The 20,835-nt window shown below is 47.8% G+C and carries 19 protein-coding genes and 1 other annotated feature; of the genes, 18 read left to right on the top strand and 1 reads right to left on the bottom strand.

All coding sequences use genetic code 11. The features are described 5' to 3' along the window. Positions 1-57 precede the first annotated feature (57 nt). The 15 genes from Q9M42_RS11120 to rplT all read left to right on the top strand — a co-directional run bounded on the left by Q9M42_RS11120 (position 58) and on the right by rplT (position 16,795). A complete protein-coding gene (locus Q9M42_RS11120; protein WP_322526539.1) occupies positions 58-768 on the top strand; it encodes a response regulator transcription factor in 711 nt (236 codons plus the stop codon). After that, entirely contained in the window at positions 765-2,546 is a 1,782-nt protein-coding gene (pnpS, locus tag Q9M42_RS11115; RefSeq protein ID WP_322526538.1) for a two-component system histidine kinase PnpS, read from the top strand. Before Q9M42_RS11120 ends, pnpS begins: the two co-directional genes overlap by 4 nt. A 262-nt stretch (positions 2,547-2,808) precedes the next feature. Next, entirely contained in the window at positions 2,809-5,433 is a 2,625-nt protein-coding gene (gene polA, locus Q9M42_RS11110) for a DNA polymerase I (RefSeq protein WP_322526537.1), read from the top strand. Between the two features lie 12 nt (positions 5,434-5,445). Beyond that, complete coding sequence (mutM, locus tag Q9M42_RS11105) at positions 5,446-6,309, top strand: DNA-formamidopyrimidine glycosylase (RefSeq protein WP_322526536.1); 864 nt, start codon at positions 5,446-5,448, stop codon at positions 6,307-6,309. Continuing rightward, a complete protein-coding gene (gene coaE / locus Q9M42_RS11100; RefSeq protein ID WP_322526535.1) occupies positions 6,282-6,875 on the top strand; it encodes a dephospho-CoA kinase in 594 nt (197 codons plus the stop codon). Before mutM ends, coaE begins: the two co-directional genes overlap by 28 nt. A gap of 140 nt (positions 6,876-7,015) precedes the next feature. Then, positions 7,016-8,047, top strand: coding sequence for a glyceraldehyde-3-phosphate dehydrogenase (locus tag Q9M42_RS11095; protein WP_322526534.1), 1,032 nt, complete (start codon positions 7,016-7,018; stop codon positions 8,045-8,047). A 373-nt stretch (positions 8,048-8,420) separates the two neighbouring features. After that, complete coding sequence (gene speD / locus Q9M42_RS11090; RefSeq protein ID WP_022793113.1) at positions 8,421-8,804, top strand: adenosylmethionine decarboxylase; 384 nt, start codon at positions 8,421-8,423, stop codon at positions 8,802-8,804. A 171-nt stretch (positions 8,805-8,975) separates the two neighbouring features. Beyond that, positions 8,976-9,455 carry a transcriptional regulator NrdR gene (gene nrdR / locus Q9M42_RS11085; protein WP_022793114.1) on the top strand — a complete coding sequence of 160 codons (480 nt, stop codon included), beginning with the start codon at positions 8,976-8,978 and terminating at the stop codon, positions 9,453-9,455. 16 nt (positions 9,456-9,471) lie between these two features. Next, positions 9,472-10,875, top strand: coding sequence for a replication initiation and membrane attachment family protein (locus Q9M42_RS11080; protein ID WP_322526533.1), 1,404 nt, complete (start codon positions 9,472-9,474; stop codon positions 10,873-10,875). Positions 10,876-10,893: 18 nt separating this feature from the next. Further along, positions 10,894-11,820 carry a primosomal protein DnaI gene (gene dnaI, locus Q9M42_RS11075; protein WP_322526532.1) on the top strand — a complete coding sequence of 309 codons (927 nt, stop codon included), beginning with the start codon at positions 10,894-10,896 and terminating at the stop codon, positions 11,818-11,820. 141 nt (positions 11,821-11,961) lie between these two features. Further along, positions 11,962-13,071, top strand: coding sequence for a cyclic dehypoxanthinyl futalosine synthase (mqnC, locus tag Q9M42_RS11070; protein ID WP_322526531.1), 1,110 nt, complete (start codon positions 11,962-11,964; stop codon positions 13,069-13,071). Positions 13,072-13,402: 331 nt separating this feature from the next. Further along, positions 13,403-15,343 carry a threonine--tRNA ligase gene (thrS, locus tag Q9M42_RS11065; protein WP_322526530.1) on the top strand — a complete coding sequence of 647 codons (1,941 nt, stop codon included), beginning with the start codon at positions 13,403-13,405 and terminating at the stop codon, positions 15,341-15,343. A 196-nt stretch (positions 15,344-15,539) separates the two neighbouring features. Further along, a complete protein-coding gene (gene infC / locus Q9M42_RS11060) occupies positions 15,540-16,151 on the top strand; it encodes a translation initiation factor IF-3 (RefSeq protein ID WP_322526529.1) in 612 nt (203 codons plus the stop codon). 42 nt (positions 16,152-16,193) lie between these two features. After that, entirely contained in the window at positions 16,194-16,397 is a 204-nt protein-coding gene (gene rpmI / locus Q9M42_RS11055) for a 50S ribosomal protein L35 (protein ID WP_022793119.1), read from the top strand. A gap of 41 nt (positions 16,398-16,438) precedes the next feature. Then, positions 16,439-16,795, top strand: coding sequence for a 50S ribosomal protein L20 (gene rplT, locus Q9M42_RS11050; RefSeq protein ID WP_091614801.1), 357 nt, complete (start codon positions 16,439-16,441; stop codon positions 16,793-16,795). Positions 16,796-16,836: 41 nt separating this feature from the next. On the opposite strand, the gene Q9M42_RS11045 is transcribed toward rplT, so the two are convergent. Continuing rightward, entirely contained in the window at positions 16,837-17,244 is a 408-nt protein-coding gene (locus Q9M42_RS11045) for a hypothetical protein (protein ID WP_022793121.1), read from the bottom strand. Positions 17,245-17,510: 266 nt separating this feature from the next. Here Q9M42_RS11045 and Q9M42_RS11040 point away from each other — a divergent pair, with 266 nt between their 5' ends. The 3 genes from Q9M42_RS11040 to pheS all read left to right on the top strand — a co-directional run bounded on the left by Q9M42_RS11040 (position 17,511) and on the right by pheS (position 20,829). Further along, entirely contained in the window at positions 17,511-18,593 is a 1,083-nt protein-coding gene (locus Q9M42_RS11040; protein ID WP_322526528.1) for a M42 family metallopeptidase, read from the top strand. A gap of 81 nt (positions 18,594-18,674) precedes the next feature. Then, on the top strand, positions 18,675-19,472 hold the full coding sequence (locus Q9M42_RS11035) for a TrmH family RNA methyltransferase (RefSeq protein ID WP_322526527.1): 798 nt from the start codon (positions 18,675-18,677) through the stop codon (positions 19,470-19,472). Between the two features lie 55 nt (positions 19,473-19,527). Beyond that, positions 19,528-19,746, top strand: a binding site (T-box leader). 48 nt (positions 19,747-19,794) lie between these two features. Further along, the gene (gene pheS / locus Q9M42_RS11030) at positions 19,795-20,829 is read left to right on the top strand and encodes a phenylalanine--tRNA ligase subunit alpha (RefSeq protein ID WP_322526526.1); all 1,035 of its coding nucleotides are present in this window, start codon (positions 19,795-19,797) and stop codon (positions 20,827-20,829) included. Positions 20,830-20,835: the final 6 nt, after the last annotated feature.

Genomic DNA, 20,835 nt, shown 5'->3' with positions numbered 1-20,835 from the left:
CAGCAGCTCGGGAAAATAATCAGCGCCAAGGGGGGCGCTGAGAAACGGAGGGTTCCTATGGCAACACGGTTATTGGTAGTAGACGATGAAGAATCCATTGTAACGCTGTTAAAATACAATCTCGAGCAGTCGGGATACACAGTGGATACAGCTTATGACGGCGTGGAAGCACTCCGGAAAGCACAGGAGGTAAAGTACGATTTAATTGTGCTCGATCTAATGATTCCAGAAATCGACGGTCTCGAAGTGTGCCGGAAAATCCGGACAGAAAAGATTCAGGTTCCAATTTTGATGCTGACGGCAAAAGACGAAGAATTTGATAAAGTGCTCGGTCTTGAACTTGGTGCCGATGATTATATGACAAAGCCGTTCAGTCCGCGAGAGCTGGTGGCCCGCGTCAAGGCGATCATGCGCAGAGTGGACTACTCCGGGCAGGAAATTGAAATGGAAAAAATAGAAAGAAAAAGCATCGGTCACTTAACAGTATATCCGGAGAATTATGAGGCGTACGTGAAAGAAGAAGCGCTTGAGCTGACGCCGAAGGAATTTGAACTGCTCGTGTACTTAATTAACCATAAGGGACGGGTACTTACGCGTGACCAGCTGTTGAATGCTGTATGGAATTACGAATTTGTAGGGGATACGAGGATAGTTGATGTACATATCAGTCATCTGCGTGAAAAAATTGAACCGAATACGAAAAAACCGGTATACATCAAAACGGTTCGCGGTTTAGGCTATAAATTTGAGGAGCCGGCACCTGCATGAGGCGATTCCGTACCCGCCTGATTGTAGCTCTGATGGCGATTATTTTAATCGTTTTGACCGTCGTCGGGCTTATTATCGGGCAGATTGTGCGTTCTCTTTACGTGGATGAACTCGAGAACAGTCTGGAAAGAGAGGCCAACCTTTCCGCCTCGATTGCTGAAGAACGAAATGAAGAAAGCTGGGAAGCGCTGGCACAGAATATCAGCAGCCAGCTGGATGTACGCGTGACGATTATTAATGAAACCGGCGAGGTTATTGGGGAAACGGAAGCTGAATCAGAGGAGCTAGACAATCATTTCGGGCGTCCGGAAATAGAAGACGCCCGCGAAAGCGGAGAAGGAAGTAACATCCGTTACAGCAATACGCTGGAAGCAGAGCTTCTGTATTACGCAGTGCCATTTTCGTATGAAAATGATACGTATTATATGAGGCTTGCGATTCCGGTGGAGCGAATCAATGCGATCAATTGGCTGATCTGGGGGACGTTAATTGGCAGCTTTGGTATCGCGCTTCTGATCATTTTATATATTACAACAAAAGTGACAAATCAGTTGACGAAACCGATCACTCAGGCTACAAAAACAGCCAATGAACTGGCTAAAGGAAATTTCAGCGCCAGAGCTTACGGAAGTACGCAGGATGAAGTCGGTCAGCTGACCCGTTCGATTAATGTGCTCGCATTTAATCTTGAAAGTGTAACAAAGGAAAACCAGGAGCAGCAGGAACGGCTTGAAACGCTGATCAATACGATGGAGAGCGGCCTGGTGTTTATAAACAGCCGTGGCGAAATTACGTTGATGAATGCCTACTGTGCACGGATTTTTAAAGAAGACACAAGCCAGTGGCTCGATTTGCTGTACTATGAAGCGATGGACGAGAAAGAAATCATTAAGCTTATCCAGAAGATATTTTTAACGGAGAGCCGATCCAGTTCTACTGTACAAATGCTTCATGAACTTGAAGTGCGTTTTTTCCATGTCTACGGCGCTCCGGTACTGGGGGAAAAAGATGAGCTGCGCGGCATCGTGCTTGTGCTGCATGATATTACAGAGCTGAAAAAGCTGGAGGAAGTGCGAAAAGATTTTGTCGCGAACGTATCACACGAATTAAAAACGCCGGTTACTTCCGTGAAAGGCTTTACCGAAACACTCCTGGACGGGGCTATGCATGACGAAGCGCTAAGCAGGCAGTTTCTGGATATTATTTGGAAAGAAAGTGACCGGCTTCAGGATTTAATTAGTGATCTTTTGGAGCTTTCAAGAATTGAGCAGGACTATTTTGAATTGAACCGGGCACGATTCGATGTGAGCAATACGGCAGCAGAAGCCGTCCGCCTGCTTGAACCTAAAGCGATTGATAAGCATTTGCTGCTTACTTCGCGTGTGGATGCAGGGATTTATATGGACGGTGATGAAGCCCGGTTGAAACAGATTATTATTAACCTGGTCAATAACGCTATTATTTACACAAAAGAAGGCGGGGAAGTGCAGGTTCGGCTGTTTAAAGAAGGAGAGGAAGTAGTGCTTGAAGTGGAAGACAACGGCATCGGTATCAGTCCCGAGCAGCTGCCCCGTATTTTTGAGCGATTCTATCGTGTTGATAAAGCGAGAAGCCGCGGTTCGGGCGGCACCGGGCTCGGGCTTGCCATTGTTAAACATCTTACGGACGCCCACGGCGGCCGTATCGAAGTGAACAGCACGAGAGGTGAAGGAACGGTATTCACACTGCGTTTTCCGGGAGAAAGACAGCCCGTAGAAGAAGAATTTACAAATTCTTAACCTCCGGTAAACGACCTATTTACATTTACGCTATAATATAGTGGTCGAACGGGTTTTCGTCTGCTGCTTGTTTTTGCAGCGGGCTGCATCCCCTCTGGAACGAAAGCACCCCTTGGCTTTCGTTCTTTTTTTATGCTTTTTTCAGGTAGACATTCTGACGCTGTCCGCGGTGTATGATAAAATATAACGATGAACGTGAAAGCCCGCTTGATGATGTACATAAGAAGCCGTTTCGGCTTTTTGTAATAAGGAGGACAATGATTTGAGTAAACTAGTGTTATTGGATGGAAACAGTATTGCTTACCGGGCCTTTTTTGCCCTGCCTCTTTTAAATAACGATAAAGGCGTTTATACAAATGCGATTTACGGCTTTACAACCATGCTTTTAAAAATTCTGGAGGATGAGGAGCCAAGCCACGTGCTGGTGGCCTTTGATGCCGGAAAAACAACCTTCCGCCACGATACTTACAGCGAGTATAAATCCGGCCGGGAAAAGACCCCTTCTGAGTTATCCGAACAGCTTCCAGTCATTCGTGAAGTGCTGGACGTTTTTAAAGTTCCTTATATCGAAAAGGAAAACTATGAAGCAGATGATATTATCGGCACCCTTTCGAAACAGGCCGAGGAGGAAAACTGGGACGTACGCATCTATACTGGCGACCGGGACCTGCTGCAGCTGGTCAGTCCTCACGTGCACGTTTCCTTTATCAAAAAAGGAATAACAAATACCGAACTGTATGATCCAGACGCGATTCAGGAGCGCTATGGCCTTGCTCCTCTTCAGATTACTGATATGAAGGGACTTATGGGAGACAGCTCGGATAATATTCCTGGCGTGCCCGGGATTGGGGAAAAAACTGCATTAAAGCTTTTACAGGAGTATGGCTCCGTAGATAAAGTGCTGGAGTCCATTGATAAAATTTCCGGGAAGAAAATGAAGGAACGGCTCGAAGAAAACAAGGAACAGGCGAAAATGAGCAAAGAACTCGCTATTATTTACCGGAACACGCCGCTTGATTTGGAGCTTCAGCAGTTAAAGCATGAGGAATATGACGTGAAAGAAGTGACAGATCTTTTCCGCGAGCTTGAGTTCCAAACGCTGTTAAACAAATTTGATGACGTTGATGAAGCGCAGCAGACCTTCGATGAGCTGGCCTACAAGCATGTGACAGACGTGCAGGAGGATATGCTCGTCTCCCCGTCGGCCCTGGTGGTGGAAGTGCCTGAAGAAAATTATCACCACGGAAGTGTCTGGGGCATAGCGGTTATTAATGAAACTGGACGTTATTTTATTTCCACAGAAGATGCACTGCAGAGTGAAGCATTCCAGAAATGGGCTAAAGACGAATCCAAAGAAAAATATACGTTTGATACAAAGCGTGCTGTCGTCGCTCTCGGGTGGAAAGGCGTAGAACTCCGGGGCATCACCCATGATACGCTTATAGCCTCCTATTTAATTGATCCTTCCGTATCTTCGCATCACGTGTCTGATATAGCCAAGCGCCGGAATCTGCAGGTGGTGGACACTGACGAAGCCGTTTACGGCAAAGGCGCCAAACGTACGAAACCGGAGGAAGAAGTGCTGGCAGAGCATCTGATCCGGAAAGGTGAAGCCGTCTACCGTCTGCAGGGGAAAATTGAAGAGGACTTAAAGCAGAACGAGCAGCTCGAACTGTTTAAGGAGCTCGAAATGCCGCTGTCGCTTGTACTCGGACAGATGGAAACTCAGGGCATCTCTGTGGACCGTCAGCAGCTTGAGGTGATCGGTGATGAGCTGGACGGCCGTCTCACAGAGCTTGAAAAAGAAATTTATAAACAAGCCGGGCGTGAATTTAACATTAATTCGCCGAAGCAGCTTGGACCGATTCTGTTTGAAGAGCTCGGGCTGCCGGCTATTAAGAAGACGAAAACCGGCTACTCCACGTCGGCGGATGTGCTCGAAAAGCTGAGTGATCAGCATGAAATTATCCCGAGTCTGTTGCTGTACCGCCAGATTTCGAAGCTGCGCTCCACGTATATTGAAGGGCTGTTAAAGGTGATCCACCCAACTACGGGCAAAATCCATACGATGTTCAACCAGGCGATTACGCAGACAGGACGGCTGAGTTCTACCGAGCCGAATCTGCAGAACATCCCCATCCGCCTTGAAGAAGGCAGGCGTATCCGGAAGGCTTTCATACCTTCAGAATCCGGGTGGTCTATTTTATCGGCAGACTATTCGCAGATTGAACTCCGGGTACTTGCCCATATTGCAGATGATGAGGGGCTCAAGGGAGCTTTCCAAAACAATATGGACATTCACACAAAAACTGCGATGGATGTGTTTGGCGTAGGGCACGACGAAGTGACATCCAACATGCGCAGAAGCGCAAAAGCTGTAAACTTCGGAATCGTTTATGGCATTTCGGATTACGGCCTTTCGCAGAGCCTTGGCATCACGAGAAACGAAGCGAAAGAATTTATTGAGACCTATTTAAAAAGCTATCCCAACGTGCAGAATTACATGAATGAGATTAAGGATGAAGCGAGGCGCGACGGGTTTGTGACGACACTTCTGCACCGCCGCAGGTACCTGCCCGACATGAACAGCCGCAACTTTAACCAGCGCAGCTTTGCGGAAAGAACAGCTATGAACACTCCTATTCAGGGTACTGCAGCTGATATTATTAAAAAAGCGATGGTGGATGTAAGCAAAGCCCTTGAAGAAAAAGGCCTGAACAGCCGCCTGCTGCTGCAGGTACACGACGAATTAATCTTTGAGGTGCCCGAAAATGAAGTGAAAACCATGCAGGAGCTTGTGCCGGAGCTGATGGAGCAGACAATTGAACTGTCGGTGCCTTTAAAAGCAGATGTGGCCCAGGGTCCGACATGGTATGATGCGAAATAAGGAGAGAGAAAGATGCCTGAACTACCGGAAGTTGAAACGGTCCGGCGGAATCTGGAAGACACGGCTGTTGGAAAAACGGTGGAGACCGTGAAAGTATATTGGCCTAATATTATTAAACGCCCCGATGACCATGAAGCCTTTTCAATGATGCTTGGGGGAAAGACAATTGAACGCGTGCACCGTAAAGGGAAATTTTTAGTGATTTATCTTGAAGATCTGGCTGTTGTTTCTCACTTGCGTATGGAAGGACGTTACGAATGGAGTGATGGTGGGGGGCCGGATAAACATACGCATGTGCGCTTTCATTTCACCGACGGTACGGAGCTCCGCTATCGTGACGTACGTAAATTCGGCACGATGCACGTGTTTAACCGCGGAGAGGAGTGGAACGAAAAACCGCTGAACCAGCTCGGGGCGGAGCCTTATCGTGACGCTTCTTTTACCGCTGACTACCTGTACGCCCGGTTTCAAAAAACTTCACGCAGTATTAAGGCGGTACTGCTCGACCAATCAATTATTGCGGGGCTTGGAAACATTTATGTGGATGAAGCGCTGTTCCGGGCAGGTGTTTTGCCGGAAGCTCCGGCCGCAGGACTTGAAAAGCCTGTGATAGAAATTCTTCGAAAGCAGATAGCAGAAGTGATTGAAGAAGCAGTGAAACAGGGAGGAAGCACGGTCCGCTCCTATGTGAATGGAGACGGGCAGGCCGGCGCTTTTCAATTAAATCTGTTTGTATATGGAAGAAAAGGGGAGCCTTGCAAGGTATGCAGTCATGAAATTGAGCGGGCTGTAGTAGCGGGCCGGGGCACGCACTACTGTCCAGTCTGCCAGACGAAGGAGGGGACGGAATGGTTATCGGCCTTACAGGCGGAATAGCAAGCGGTAAGTCACTGGTGGCAGACGCTCTGCGGGAGCAGGGCCTCCCCGTGATTGATGCTGATGTGATTTCACGGGAAGTGGTGGAGCCGGGGGAGCCTGCCCTGGAGCAGATTATTGAGCACTTCGGTCCGGAAATCCTCCAGTTTGATGGAACGCTTGACAGAAAAAAATTAGGCTCTGTCATTTTTAATGATACTGAAAAACGCCAGGTGCTTAATCAAATTATTCATCCGGCTGTCAGGCAGCGCATGATGAGCAAACGGGATGATCTCGTACGTGAAGGAAATGAACATGTCGTGCTCGATATTCCGCTTCTGCTCGAAAACAATTTAAATTTTCTGGTCGACCGCATTATCGTCGTTTATGTCAACGAAGCAACACAAAAGCAGCGGCTCGTGGAGCGTGACGGCCGGGGGGAAGAAGATGCGGCTGCGAGAATCAAATCGCAAATGCCCCTCGAAGAAAAAAGAGACCTGGCAGATGCAGTGATCGATAATTCGGGTACAGAGAAGGAAACAAAAACCCAGGTGAACGAGCTGCTTCATCAATGGAAAATAAAATAAAGATGTCTGAATAACCACTTTTCGTAAAAGAAAGTGGTTATTTTTTTAAAAATAGGTTGCAAGAATGCGCTATCAATGTGTTATACTATTTTTAGATTTTACTTATAAAAGTATAACATATTTCCAGAGGAGGATATTAAATGAAAACAAGCATAGCGATCAACGGTTTCGGACGAATTGGGCGTATGGTTTTTCGAAAGGCAATGATGGACCCTGAAATTGAAGTGAAAGCCATCAATGCCATGTATCCTCCTGAAACGCTGGCTCATTTAGTGAAATACGATAGTGTGCACGGTCCGTTTCCGCTTGAGGTAAAATCCGAAGGAGACGAAATGATTGTGGATGGAAAACGGATCCGGCTGCTTCAAAACCGAAATCCCCTCGAACTCCCCTGGGAAGAACTGGGTGTAGATATTGTGGTCGAAGCGACTGGGAAATTCAACCGTGGCCCGGACGCTGAAATGCATATAGAAGCCGGAGCGAAAAAAGTAGTGTTGACTGCTCCTGGCAAAGAAGTTGATACGACCATCGTAATGGGAGTAAACGAAGAAGACTACGATCCGGAACGCCACCATGTAATCTCGAACGCCTCCTGCACGACGAACTGCCTGGCGCCGGTCGTCAAGGTGCTTGAAGACAATATCGGAATTGAGAGCGGTTTAATAACAACCGTTCATGCATACACCAATGACCAGAACAATATGGATAATCCCCACAAAGATTTGCGTCGGGCGAGAGCCTGCGGTCAGTCGATTATCCCAACTTCTACCGGAGCAGCTAAAGCTCTTTCAGAGGTAATTCCTTCCATGGAGGGAAAAATGAATGGTATGGCTCTCCGGGTGCCAACACCGAACGTATCGCTTGTGGACATGGTCATCGACATGAAGCGCCCAGTCACAGAGGAAGAAATCAATCAAACGCTGAAAACGGCTTCAGAACAGAAATTAAAAGGCATTATTTCCTACTGCGAGGACCCGCTCGTATCAACAGATTTTAATGGAAACGAAAATTCATCTATTATAGATGCTCTCTCTACCATGGTCATTAACGACCGCCAGGTTAAAGTGCTTGCATGGTACGATAATGAGTGGGGCTACTCCTGCCGGGTAGTGGACCTGGTAAAAATGGTTGGAGAACCAGCTGTTGGGTACTCCTCCGTTGCTTCGTTTTAAAAATCGTTAATGTGGGAAAGCGTCCCTTGAGCGGGGCGCTTTTTTGTTTATCCTAAATGGGGGTTATGTACAGAATGTATGGGGTATATACAGGCATTTAAGCCCTGGATTAAAGCTTTAAAGATGCTGCATATGAAAACTGGTTGCAAATCGCAAATAAACGTCGTATACTGAATTTCGTGCCTGTGCCCCCTGGAATTTAACGGCAGAAATGCACAGTTTTCAGGCGTGTACAGGTACACTAGCGGTTACTGTAAGGGTTAGTGCCAAATTGGACTAACTTTCCCCCAGAGTAGCCTTTAAAATGTGACGGGCTGATAAAAATACAGCGACCCAATGATGTAATAAAAAGAAACAAAGGGGGAAACGTACCATGGAAACAATGGGGCGCCATGTCATTTCCGAGCTTTGGGGTTGTGACGAAGAAACTTTAAACAATGTAAATGCAATCGAACGTATCTTTGTAAACGCCGCTTTAAAAGCAGGCGCTGAAATAAGAGAAGTGATTTTTCATAAATTTGCACCGCAGGGGGTAAGCGGAGTAGTCATCATTTCGGAATCGCATTTAACGATTCACAGCTTTCCGGAACACGGCTATGCCAGCATTGATGTGTATACTTGCGGGGATCATATTGATCCGAACACGGCTGCTAAATACATTGCCGGTTCACTCGGTGCAGAAGCGGAAGAAACAATAGAAATCCCACGTGGCACAGGGCCTATCCGTGTAGAGCGTCCGGAAGCGAATGCCTTATAATACGCATACGAACACCGTTTAAGCACAGGTAGCTGCTTGAACGGTTTTTTATTGCCTGCAGTATAAGGGATTCAAAGAAATACACAAATTGTCATCTTCCCGTGAGGAGCGAATGTGATATGATAGAACCAATAAAAATAGAGACCGCCCATCAAATTGGAGATGATAATAATGAAATGCCCTGTATGCTACTCCAATGGCACACGTGTATTGGATTCGAGGCCAAGCAATGAAGGCCGTTCCATCCGGCGCCGGCGTCAGTGTGATACGTGCCACCATCGCTTTACCACATTTGAAATTGTGGAGGAACTGCCGCTTGTCGTAGTGAAAAAAAATGGGAACCGGGAGGAATTCAGCCGGGAAAAAATGCTGAGAGGCTTGATCAGGGCCTGTGAAAAGCGGCCAATCCCAATGGAAACGCTCGAGGGCATCGTTTCGAGAGTTGAAAATAAACTGCGGGAAGAGGGACGGACGGAAGTGAAAAGTGAAGAAGCCGGGGAGCTCGTCATGGAAGAGCTCGCGGATATTGATGAAATCGCTTATGTCCGTTTTGCTTCTGTTTACCGGCAGTTTCGTGATATAAATGTATTCATCAATGAATTAAAAGAACTGATTGATAAAGAAAATAAAGAAGATTCATCAAAATCATAAAAAGGAGGGCGGCGCTTTGAGTCTGCATTGGATGGAAGTAAAACCGGTGGACGGGTACTACGTTCGCACAAGTAAAGAATTCAGCGAGAGCACGGATAAGACGATGTCTATGCTCTACCAGCCGTTAGTCGGAAGCAAAGCGATCGCTCTCTACCAGACTCTGCAGAATAAACTGGAAAAAGACTGCTATGAAAGCTCCGAAGCAACCCATCATGAACTGATGGCTTTTTTACAGATGCCTTTAAATGAAATTTACGCTGCCCGCCGCCTTCTTGAAGGTATCGGGCTTCTCAGGGTTTATGAACTCGAAACACACTCGCAGGATAAAACATTTGTTTATGATATCCAGCCGCCCATGTCGCCGCGGGCTTTTTTTCAGGACGATGTGTTAAGCGTATTTTTATATAACCGCCTTGGGAAAAGCAAATACATTCAGCTGCGCCAGCGTTTTGGCATTTCAGCTGTGCCTGAAGGAGCAGAAGAAATTACGGCTTCATTCAATGAAGTATTTGCTTCTTTGCATGCTTCGGAAATGGCTTCCGAGCCGCCTCCGGCAGATGAAGGGACAGAATTTGTCGGTGGCAGTGAGCCGTCGCGCCTGCAGCTTGAAGAGAATGGATTCGACATGGAGCTGCTAAAAGCTTCGCTTCCTTCCTTTCTCGACAGCTCCCGGCTGTTAACACCTTCGCTGCAGCAGACCGTCCGCCGGCTCGCTTTTGTGTATCAGCTGTCGCCGATTGATATGGGGAAAGTGATTCAGGAGTCCTTATCAGCAGACGATGAAGTAAATATAGAAGATCTGCGTAATAAGGCAAAAAATCATTACCGTATGGAGCATGGAGCAGCCCCGCCTGCGCTCGGAAACCGTACAGAACGTGAGGAGCCGGCGCCGGCAAAGGGCCGCCCGGTGTCTGAACAGGAGCAGATGAAGCAGTTTTATGAACAGACGTCCCCGGTGACGTTTCTTCGTTCGGTGGCCGAAGGAGCCACTGTGCCCGAGTCGGATATCCATCTCGTGGAGGAGCTTTTATTCAGCTATCGTTTATCCCCGGGAGTCGTGAACGTGTTGACAGATTACGTGATGAAAAAAAATAATATGAAATTAAGCAAAGCGCTTGTGTATAAAATTGCCGGCCAGTGGACAAGGAAAAAAGTACATACCGTAGAGGATGCTATGAAGCTCGCAAAAGAAGAACACAAGCAGGCCCAGGAACGCCAGGCGCCTAAGAACAATTATACGAATAAGCGGTCTCAGGGCTATGTCCGAAACGATAAGCTGCCTAAGTGGCTCGAAAAAGAAGAGCAGGCGGAAAATACACCGGCAGAAGGTGAAAATTCCACGCAGGAGAAGCAGCTTTCAAAGGAAAGAGAGCGCTTTGAAGAAATGCTGAAGGAACGACGGGAAAGAGCAAACCGTTAAAAGAAAGGAGGCGGCTGGATGGATTCGATTGGATCCTCGTTGAACAGATGGATGGATAAGGATTGGAAGGAACGGATGGCCAGACTTGAAAAAGAAGTATTTGCCTATCCGGGAGTTATCGATTTCAAGCGCCGTCATCCGCACATACCAGCGGAAGAGTACGAAAAAAACAAGGCAGCTTTATTTGAGTATAAAAGGGAGCGCAGTAACTGCGATGCCTGTCCGGGGCTTGAAAACTGCCCGAACCTGATGCAGGGCTATCAGCCGGAATTGATGGAAGACAAAGGAAAAGTAACGGTTGCCTATCACCGCTGTTCATTAAAGGTACACGATGATGAAAAGAAAAAAAGACAGGCACTTATTAAAAGCTATTACATTCCAAAAGAGATACTGCACGCTTCCTTTGACCAGGTAGATATGGACCATGAATCAAGAGCAAAGGCGGGAACCGCAGCACTCCATTTCGCATCGACCACCGTTCCCGGAGAAGACGGACAGGGACTTTACCTGTACGGAAAATTCGGAGTCGGTAAAACGTATATTGCCGGAGCTATTATGAATGAACTGGCAGAGCGAAACATCGGCTCAATGATTGTACATGTGCCAGACTTTTTCCGTGAAATTAAAGAATCGCTTTCGGATAATACGGTGAGGGAAAAGGTGGACAGCGTCAAAGGCGTGCCGGTGCTTATACTCGACGATCTTGGAGCCGAGTCGATGAGTGCCTGGACAAGAGACGATATTTTAGGGGTTATTCTGCAGTACCGGATGATGGAAAAGCTTCCTACTGTTTATACCTCCAATTATGATTACAGTGAACTTGAAGAGCATTTGACGTATTCCCAGAAGGGCGGTAACGAGCGGCTGAAAGCCAAGCGTATTATGGAGCGCATCCGCCCGTTCACAGAAGAAGTGTTCATGGACGGACAGAACCGCCGGGGATAATTGGAAATGCAGAGGGCATTCTAAGTGTATAATACAAATAAATATGCTACCATGATGATAGCGCCCAGCATGCAGAAAATGGGTTGGATTCGCGGTATTTTCATGCGAGCGCCACAAAGGAATTTTCTGGAGGGTATACAAATGAGCATTGATGGAATACTGGAACGTGCATTAAACGGAGAACGACTGACAATGGATGACGCTGTGCGCTTGTATGAAAGCGATGAAATAGAAAAAATGGGGGCTGCCGCAGATGAAATTAAAAAACGCTGGCATCCGGAGCCTGTCGCTACCTTTAACATAGGACGGAATGTCAATTACACAAACGTCTGCGATACCTTCTGCCGTTTCTGTGCATTTTACCGCCGGCCGGGATCGGAAGAGGGCTACCTTCTTTCGGATGACCAGATCCTGCAGAAGATTAAAGAGCTTCAGGATGTCGGAGGAGACGAAATTTTAATGCAGGGCGGGACCAACCCGAATCTCCCATTTGAATACTATACAAACCTGCTCAAAAAAATTAAAAGTCATTTCCCTGACGTGACGATGCACTCGTTTACACCGGCAGAGGTGTACAAAATGATGGAGGTCTCCGGCCTGTCATTGAGAGAGGTATTAACGGCTCTTCACGAAGCGGGTCTGGATTCACTTCCGGGCGGCGGAGCCGAAATTCTCACAGAGAAAACGAGAAAACGGATCAGCCGCTTGAAATGCACGGCCGATCAATGGATCGACTGCATGAAAATGGCTAAAGAGGTCGGTATGCACGGCACGGCAACGATGGTTATCGGCTTTGGCGAATCCAACGAAGAACGTGCAGAACATCTGTGGCGCATTCGTGAAGCCCAGGACGAATCCAACTGCTTTTTGGCCTTCATATCCTGGACCTTCCAGCAGGACTATACAAGCATGAAAGGCGAGCGTATTACACCGGAAGGCTATCTCCGCAACGTTGCCATTTCACGCTTGTTCCTGGACAACATCCCGAACTTCCAGTCCTCCTGGGTAACAGCAGGACCAGAAACCGGGAAACGCTCCCTTTCCTACGGCTGTAATGACTTTGGCAGTACCATGATGGAAGAGAACGTTGTTTCTTCAGCCGGTACGACACACAAAGTGAATATCAACCGTATTCTTCGTTTAATACGGGAAGCAGGCTACACACCGGCTCAGCGTAATACGAAGTATCATACGCTCCGGGTGTTTGAGGGAGAAGAAAACAGCGAAAAAGACTTTGTAATGCAAAACTAACTACAGGTTGCACGAAAGGAAGCTTTTCGCTATGCTGAAATAGCGAAAAGGAAAATGCAAGGATGAGGTCATGAAAATAAAACAGGCGTCCCAGAGAAGAGAACCACGGCTGGAAGTTCTCTACGAACCATTTTATTTTTACCCCCTCGGAGCTTCGGCAGGGAACAGCAGTATCTGCCGGCGGATCCCCGGCCGTTACCCGGATAGAGTCGTCCCTGGGCAGGGGATGGAAACTAGGGTGGAACCGCGGCTGAGCCCGCCCCTTTCGAGGGGGCGGGCTTTTTATGTGTTTTTCTGTTTATTACAGTAATAAAAAGGAGGATAAATCACAGTGGCAGAACAGGCAATTACGCTCATATTCCCCGATGGGAATGAAAAATCATATGACATTGGCACAACGACAGAGGAAGTAGCCGGCGGGATTAGCTCAGGACTGAAAAAAAATGCGCTGGCAGGAAAAATTAACGGAAAAATGGTGGACCTCCGCACTCCGATCCGGGAGGACGGTCAGATTGAAATTATCACCTACCAGTCTCCGGAAGGCCTTGAAGTGCTGAGGCACAGCACCGCGCACGCGATGGCCCAGGCGGTGAAGCGCCTGTTTGATGACGTGCAGCTCGGTGTCGGCCCGGTGATTGAAAACGGTTTTTATTATGACATTGATACGTCGCACCAGCTGACGCCGGAAGACCTCCCCAAAATCGAAAAAGAGATGAATAAAATTATCGATGAAAATCTTGAAATTATCCGCGAGGAAGTGTCGCGGGAAGAAGCAGTCCGCTTTTTTAAAGAGCTTGGCGACGAGCTGAAGCTGGAATTGATTGAGGATATCCCGCAGGGAGAACAGATCGCACTTTACCGGCAGGGAGAATTTGTTGATTTATGCCGCGGCGTCCATGTGCCGCAGACCTCCAAATTGAAAAAGTTTAAGCTGATGAACATTTCCGGGGCATACTGGCGCGGGGACAGCAGCAACAAAATGCTACAGCGCATTTACGGTACCGCCTTTGAAAAACAGTCCCAGCTTGATGATCATTTAAAGATGCTTGAAGAGGCTAAAGAGCGCGACCACCGCAAAATTGGCAGAGAGCTCGACATATTTACGACGAGCCAGACAGTCGGGCAGGGTCTACCGCTCTGGCTTCCAAACGGTGCCACAATCCGGCGGATCATCGAACGCTATATTGTGGATAAAGAAGTACGTCTCGGCTATGACCACGTGTATACGCCGGTGCTTGGTTCCTCCGAGCTTTATAAAACTTCGGGTCACTGGGACCACTATCAGGATGACATGTTCCCGCCGATTGAAATGGATAATGAAACACTTGTGCTTCGGCCGATGAACTGTCCGCACCATATGATGGTTTACAAAAATAAAAAGCACAGCTACCGCGATCTTCCAGTACGCATTGCAGAGCTCGGAACGATGCACCGATATGAAAAATCCGGAGCGCTTGCCGGTCTGCAGCGGGTGCGGGCGATGACGCTAAACGACGGTCACATTTTTGCCCGGCCGGATCAGCTGAAGGATGAGTTCATCCGTGCTGTACGCCTGGTCCGTGAAGTCTATCATGATTTTGGCATCAAAGATTACACCTTCCGGCTTTCCTACCGGGATCCGGAGGATAAAGAAAAATACGTGGACGATGACCAGATGTGGGAAAATTCCGAGCGCATTCTGAAAGAAGCGATGGATGCGATTGACGCTGAATACGTGGAAGCAGAAGGAGAAGCAGCATTTTACGGCCCGAAACTCGATGTCCAGGTAAAAACAGCAATGGGCAAAGAAGAGACACTTTCCACTGTCCAGATCGACACTCACCTGCCTGAAAGATTTGATCTCACGTATGTGGGAAGCGACGGTGGCGAGCACCGTCCGGTAGTCGTCCACCGGGGCATTGTGTCCACGATGGAACGCTTTATCGCTTTTCTACTTGAAGAGTACAAAGGTGCCCTGCCAACGTGGCTTTCACCTGTACAGGTGAAAATCATACCGGTCTCGCCTGACGTTCATCTTGACTACGCGAAAGAAGTGGAAATGGCGCTGCAGGCATCGGATGTGCGGGTGGAAGTGGATACCCGGGATGAAAAGCTCGGCTATAAAATCCGTGAAGCCCAGACACAGAAAATTCCTTACATGCTTGTGCTTGGCGACAAAGAGCAGGAAGCGAACACCGTAAATGTACGCAGGTACGGTCAGCAGGACTCGGACTCCCAGCCGCTGAATGATTTTGTGGAAAATGTAACAGCGGCCATCAACGAATATCGATAAAAAGGTTGACGTCCTAATGGGGCCGTGCTAAGATATCTTAGTGTGAAAATAATTAATCCCTAAAGAAGAAGCGCCCGCTTCTCACCTGACCGACAAACGTTGGCTGGTTATTACTAATATATTGAATGTGTAGAGCATATATTCTGTATACGTGTGGGCGCTTCTCTGTTTCAGAGGGTGTCTGCACGTTTTTTCGTTGTGCCAATGGTATGTATTTGCGTGGAAGCCCCGCGCACTAAATTTCTGGAGGTGGCTTATTATTCGTAAGGACCAAAAGGTAAACGAGGGCATCCGTGCCCGTGAAGTTCGACTCATCGACTCTAACGGAGAGCAGCTTGGAGTAAAATCAAGGAACGAAGCTTTAGAGCTGGCTGGGAAAGAAAACCTTGACCTTGTTCTTGTTGCTCCAAACGCAAAACCGCCTGTCTGCCGTATTATGGATTACGGTAAATATCGTTTTGAACAGCAGAAAAAAGATAAAGAAGCCCGGAAAAAGCAAAAAACGATCAACGTGAAAGAAGTTCGTTTGAGCCCGAGCATCGAAGAACACGACTTTAATACAAAACTTCGTAACGCAAGGAAGTTTTTGTCTAAAGGCGATAAAGTAAAAGCAGCTATCCGCTTCCGCGGTCGTATGATCACACACTCTGATATCGGTAAAGAGGTACTTGACCGATTTGCAAAAGAGTGCGAAGACGTGAGTACGATTGAAACGAAGCCGAAAATGGATGGTCGCAGCATGTTCCTCATGCTTGCTCCAAAAGCGGAGCAGGAACGGGAACAAAAAGAAGAATCCAGTAAAGAATAGACAGCGGTCAGCCCGTTATATTAAAAAAGGAGGATGTCACTTATGCCAAAAATGAAATCTCACCGCGGAGCAGCAAAACGTTTTCGCAAAACAGGAAGCGGCCGTGTAAAACGCGCACGCGCATTCACGAGCCACATGTTTTCGCATAAATCCCAAAAGCAAAAGCGTAACCTGCGTAAGCCGGAGCTTGTTTCCAAGTCCGACTACAAACGTATCAAGACACTGCTGCCGAAAACGAAAAAATAAGCACGACCAAATAATTGAGATAAGCTAAGGAGGGGTTGACGATGCCAAGAGTAAAAGGCGGATATGTGGCACGTCGCAGACGTAAACGAGTATTAAAACTCGCGAAAGGTTATAGAGGTTCTAAGCATAGACTGTTTAAAACAGCACAGGAACAGGTAATGAAGTCCCTGCAGTATGCTTACCGGGACCGTCGCCAGCGCAAACGCGAATTCCGTAAGCTGTGGATTGCACGTATTAACGCAGCAGCCCGGTTAAACGGCTTGTCCTACAGCCGCATGATGCATGGCCTGAAGCAGGGCGGTATCCAAATGAACCGTAAAATGCTCGCAGACCTTGCGGTAAATGACGAAAAAGCATTCGCAGAGCTTGCTGAAAAAGCGAAATCAAACTTAAATTAAACAAAAAAGCGGAACGCCTGAGTTACCAGGCGCTCCGCTTTTTATTGTTTCTCGGGCTGTTTTGCTTCTAGCTGCTGCATGAACTCCTTCACCGGGCTGTTCCACTCGATGGCAGCTTCCGGATAGAGGGAGAGAATTTCCCGCTCGAGAAAGGTGAAATCCTCGCGCTGGAAGCCGCGCAAATGCTCACTTTCAATCACCCACAGTGAAATCGTAACTACTTCAAACGCTTTTTCGGTTGTACCTACGTATTTTTCGCCTTCAAACATGACGCCTTTATGGGTCGCCAGTAAATTTTTCCGCACGTTTTGCTGGTCATCAAGCAGATAGAATTGTTTTTTATGGTGAGCCGCTTCCAGCTTTCTCCTTGAATTATTCCAGTATCTCCAAAACGAGTATATGATAATAATAAGAGCGATCAACAGCAGCACTCGTAAAAGAATACCCAATCTTTACACCCTCCTCTGCATCTATCGGATTAAGCGTACATAAGCCTTCTCATTTCTAATATATACGCACAGTCTATTAAAAAGTTTCACAGGCACCAGGGTATGATAGATTATGTTTGAGCCCTGCGGCAAAGTTCTTTATACTGAATATGGAAGAACCCGCACCACACCGCTTGTATGGATGAGAATATTAATTCGCAGCATTAATAATATTTTCCCTTTGCATGTGTGTGTAAAACAACCGTACATAAAGGAGGCAGCACGAAATGGCAGAATTAGATCCGACATTGCAGATGCTAAAGGACCTCACGGACGCAAACGGTGTCCCGGGGAACGAACAGGAACCGAGAAAGGTGATGACCCAGTATATTTCTCCTTACGCCGATGAAATGAGCACCGATCGGCTGGGAAGCCTGATTGCTAAAAAAACCGGCCAGGCTGGCGGTCCGAAATTAATGATTACCGGACATCTGGACGAAATTGGTTTTATGATATCGGGAATCGATGAAAATGGCTTTTTGAAATTCCAGACCCTCGGGGGATGGTGGAGCCAGGTGATGCTCGCCCAGCGGGTGAAGGTAATGACGAGAAAAGGAAATATTACAGGCGTGATCGGCTCAAAGCCGCCGCATATTCTGCCGGCGGAGCAGCGCAAGAAAGCAATGGAAATTAAAGATATGTTCATCGATATCGGTGCTTCAAGTAAGGAAGAAGCAGAATCATTCGGCGTGCGTCCGGGAGATTCGGTCGTGCCGGTATGTGATTTTGAAGTGATGAATAATGAAAAACTGCTGATGGCGAAAGCCTGGGACAACCGTATTGGCTGTGCTATCGCGATTGAGGTGCTGAAGCGTCTCGAAAATGAATCCCACCCGAATGAAATTTACGGGGTCGGTGCTGTACAGGAGGAAGTCGGTCTGCGTGGAGCGAAAACAGCAACCAACCTTATTCAGCCGGACATCGGCTTTGCTGTCGATGTAGGAATTGCCGGGGATACGCCGGGCGTGACAAGTAACGATGCCAGAGCGAAAATCGGCAAAGGCCCGCAGCTTCTTATGATGGACGCCTCCGTCATCGCACACAAAGGGCTGCGTGATTTCGTTATCGGTGTGGCTGAAGAAAAAGAAATTCCTTTCCAGTTTGATATGATGGCAAACGGTGGCACAGATGCAGGATCTATTCATCTGTCCGGTGAAGGAGTACCGGCTATGGCCATTACGATTCCGACCCGCTATATCCATACGCATGCAGCTATTCTGCACAGGGATGACTTTGAGCATGCCGTGCAGTTAATCGTAGAAATTGCTAAGCGTCTGGACCGCGACACAGTAGAGTCGTTAACGTACTAAGCATAAAAAACCAGCCTTTCTGTCCATGAGGGACGGGAGGGCTGTTTATTTTCTTTCTGAGGCAGGTCAAAGTGTGCTACGATGAGAGAAAATACTGAGGGAGACAGCGAAGTGAAGCGGATAGAATCAGCAAAAAACCCAAAAGTAAAAGAGATAAAAAAACTTCATAAACGTAAGGAACGTGAAAAGTCAGGGCTTTTTTTAATTGAGGGAGACCATGCGCTGACAGAAGCCGTCCGGTCGCAGGCCTGGATTGAAGAAATTTTCATTAAAGAGCATAAAGAGTGGCCGCAGGTGTTCAATGAAATACCAACACCGGCCACAGAGGTAACAGAAAGCGTTATGAAAGAAATCAGCTCAACGGAAACGCCGAAAAATATTGTAGCTGTATGCAGAATTCCTGAATTTTCTAATGTGAGAAGCGGCGGATATTCGTTTTTCGTGCTGGTGGACAGCATTCAGGACCCTGGAAACCTGGGAACGATTATCCGCACGGTTGATGCGCTTGGAAAAGGGGTAGTAGTTCTTGGCACAGGTACGGTAGATGCGTACAACGAAAAGGTGGTCCGGGCGACGCAGGGCTCATTGTTTCATGTTCCGGTACTGCAGGAGGACCTGGGGGAATGGCTGGAATGGCTGCAGGAAACGGACATTCCGTGCTTCGGCACTTCGCTTGATGAAGGAACGTCGTATTCGGCACTTGAGCCGCAGCCTTACTTTGCGTTAATCATTGGCAACGAAGGAGCCGGCGTACAAAAGAAGTGGCTCGAGCGGACCGACCAGAACCTCTACATTCCGATACCGGGCCAGGCAGAATCGTTAAATGCGGCAGTTTCTGCCGGCATTCTGCTATATCATTTGAAGCAGACAGATTGGTGATGGTTGCAATCGGGCCAGGCTTTTTCTATAATAATTCATATTGAAACCTATAAACACAAATGCGCAGATGAAGAGTAGTAGCATTGCTTCCTGCTGAACAGGGAAAAGGTATCGCTGACTGAAAATACCTTACAGTAAGGATTTGTGAATTCGCTTCGGAGCAGCCGCTGGAGTATTCCCCGTGGAAGAAAAGCGTGCCGGAACCTGTCGTTACAGGAGAGTGAGCTGTGCACTACAGCTAACAAGGGTGGTACCGCGAGCCTTCGTCCCTTTCAGGGAGAGGGCTCTTTTTATTTGGCATAAAAATGGAGGGAACCAGGATATGATAGAACGCTTGGAGGAGCTGCAGCAGGAAGCGCTGCAGCAGATTGAAGAAGCTGGCGATACAAAGGAATTAGAGCAGGTGAGAGTGAAATACTTAGGGAAGAAAGGTCCGATTACGGAAGTGCTCCGGGGGATGGGGCAGTTGTCCAAGGAGGAGCGTCCTGTTGTCGGCCAAAAAGGAAACGAAGTACGGGAAGCTATTCAGGATCGTTTGGAGAAAAAAACAAAAATGCTTGCCGACGAAGCGTTAAAGGAAAAGCTTGAAAAAGAAACGCTTGATGTGACGCTTCCGGGACGTAAGGTCCAGCGCGGAGCGAAGCATCCGCTGACGAGCGTTGTGGAAGAGATTGAAGATATCTTTATCGGTATGGGATTTGAAGTGACTGAAGGACCGGAAGTCGAAACCGATTATTACAACTTTGAAGCGATGAATCTGCCAAAAGATCATCCGGCCCGTGACATGCAGGATTCTTTTTATGTCAGCAGCGATCTGCTGCTGCGTACGCAGACGTCGCCTGTTCAGGCCCGGTCGATGGAACGACACCACGGCGAAGGACCGGTAAAAATTATCTGCCCGGGCAAGGTCTACCGCCGGGATGATGATGATGCTACCCACTCCCACCAGTTCATGCAGATCGAAGGACTGATGGTTGACGAAAATATCCGGATGAGTGATTTAAAAGGGGTGCTCGAAACATTTGTGAAGAAATACTTCGGCGAGGAAAGAGAAATCCGCCTCCGGCCAAGCTACTTCCCGTTCACCGAGCCGTCTGCCGAGCTCGATGTTTCATGTGGCATTTGTGCCGGGGAAGGCTGCCGCATCTGCAAGCATACCGGCTGGATTGAAGTGCTCGGGTGCGGAATGGTGCATCCGCGCGTACTGGAAATGAGCGGTTTTGACCCGGATGTTTACAGTGGCTTCGCCTTTGGCATGGGAGTGGAACGCTTCTCCCTTTTGAAGTATGGTATTGATGATATCCGGCACTTTTACACGAACGATATGCGTTTTTTAAAACAATTCACTCGAGTATAGAAGGAG

Source organism: Marinococcus luteus, assembly GCF_034497705.1.
GTDB classification, from domain to species: Bacteria; Bacillota; Bacilli; order Bacillales; family Marinococcaceae; genus Marinococcus; species Marinococcus luteus_A.
This window is presented reverse-complemented; position numbering and strand designations above follow the sequence as displayed.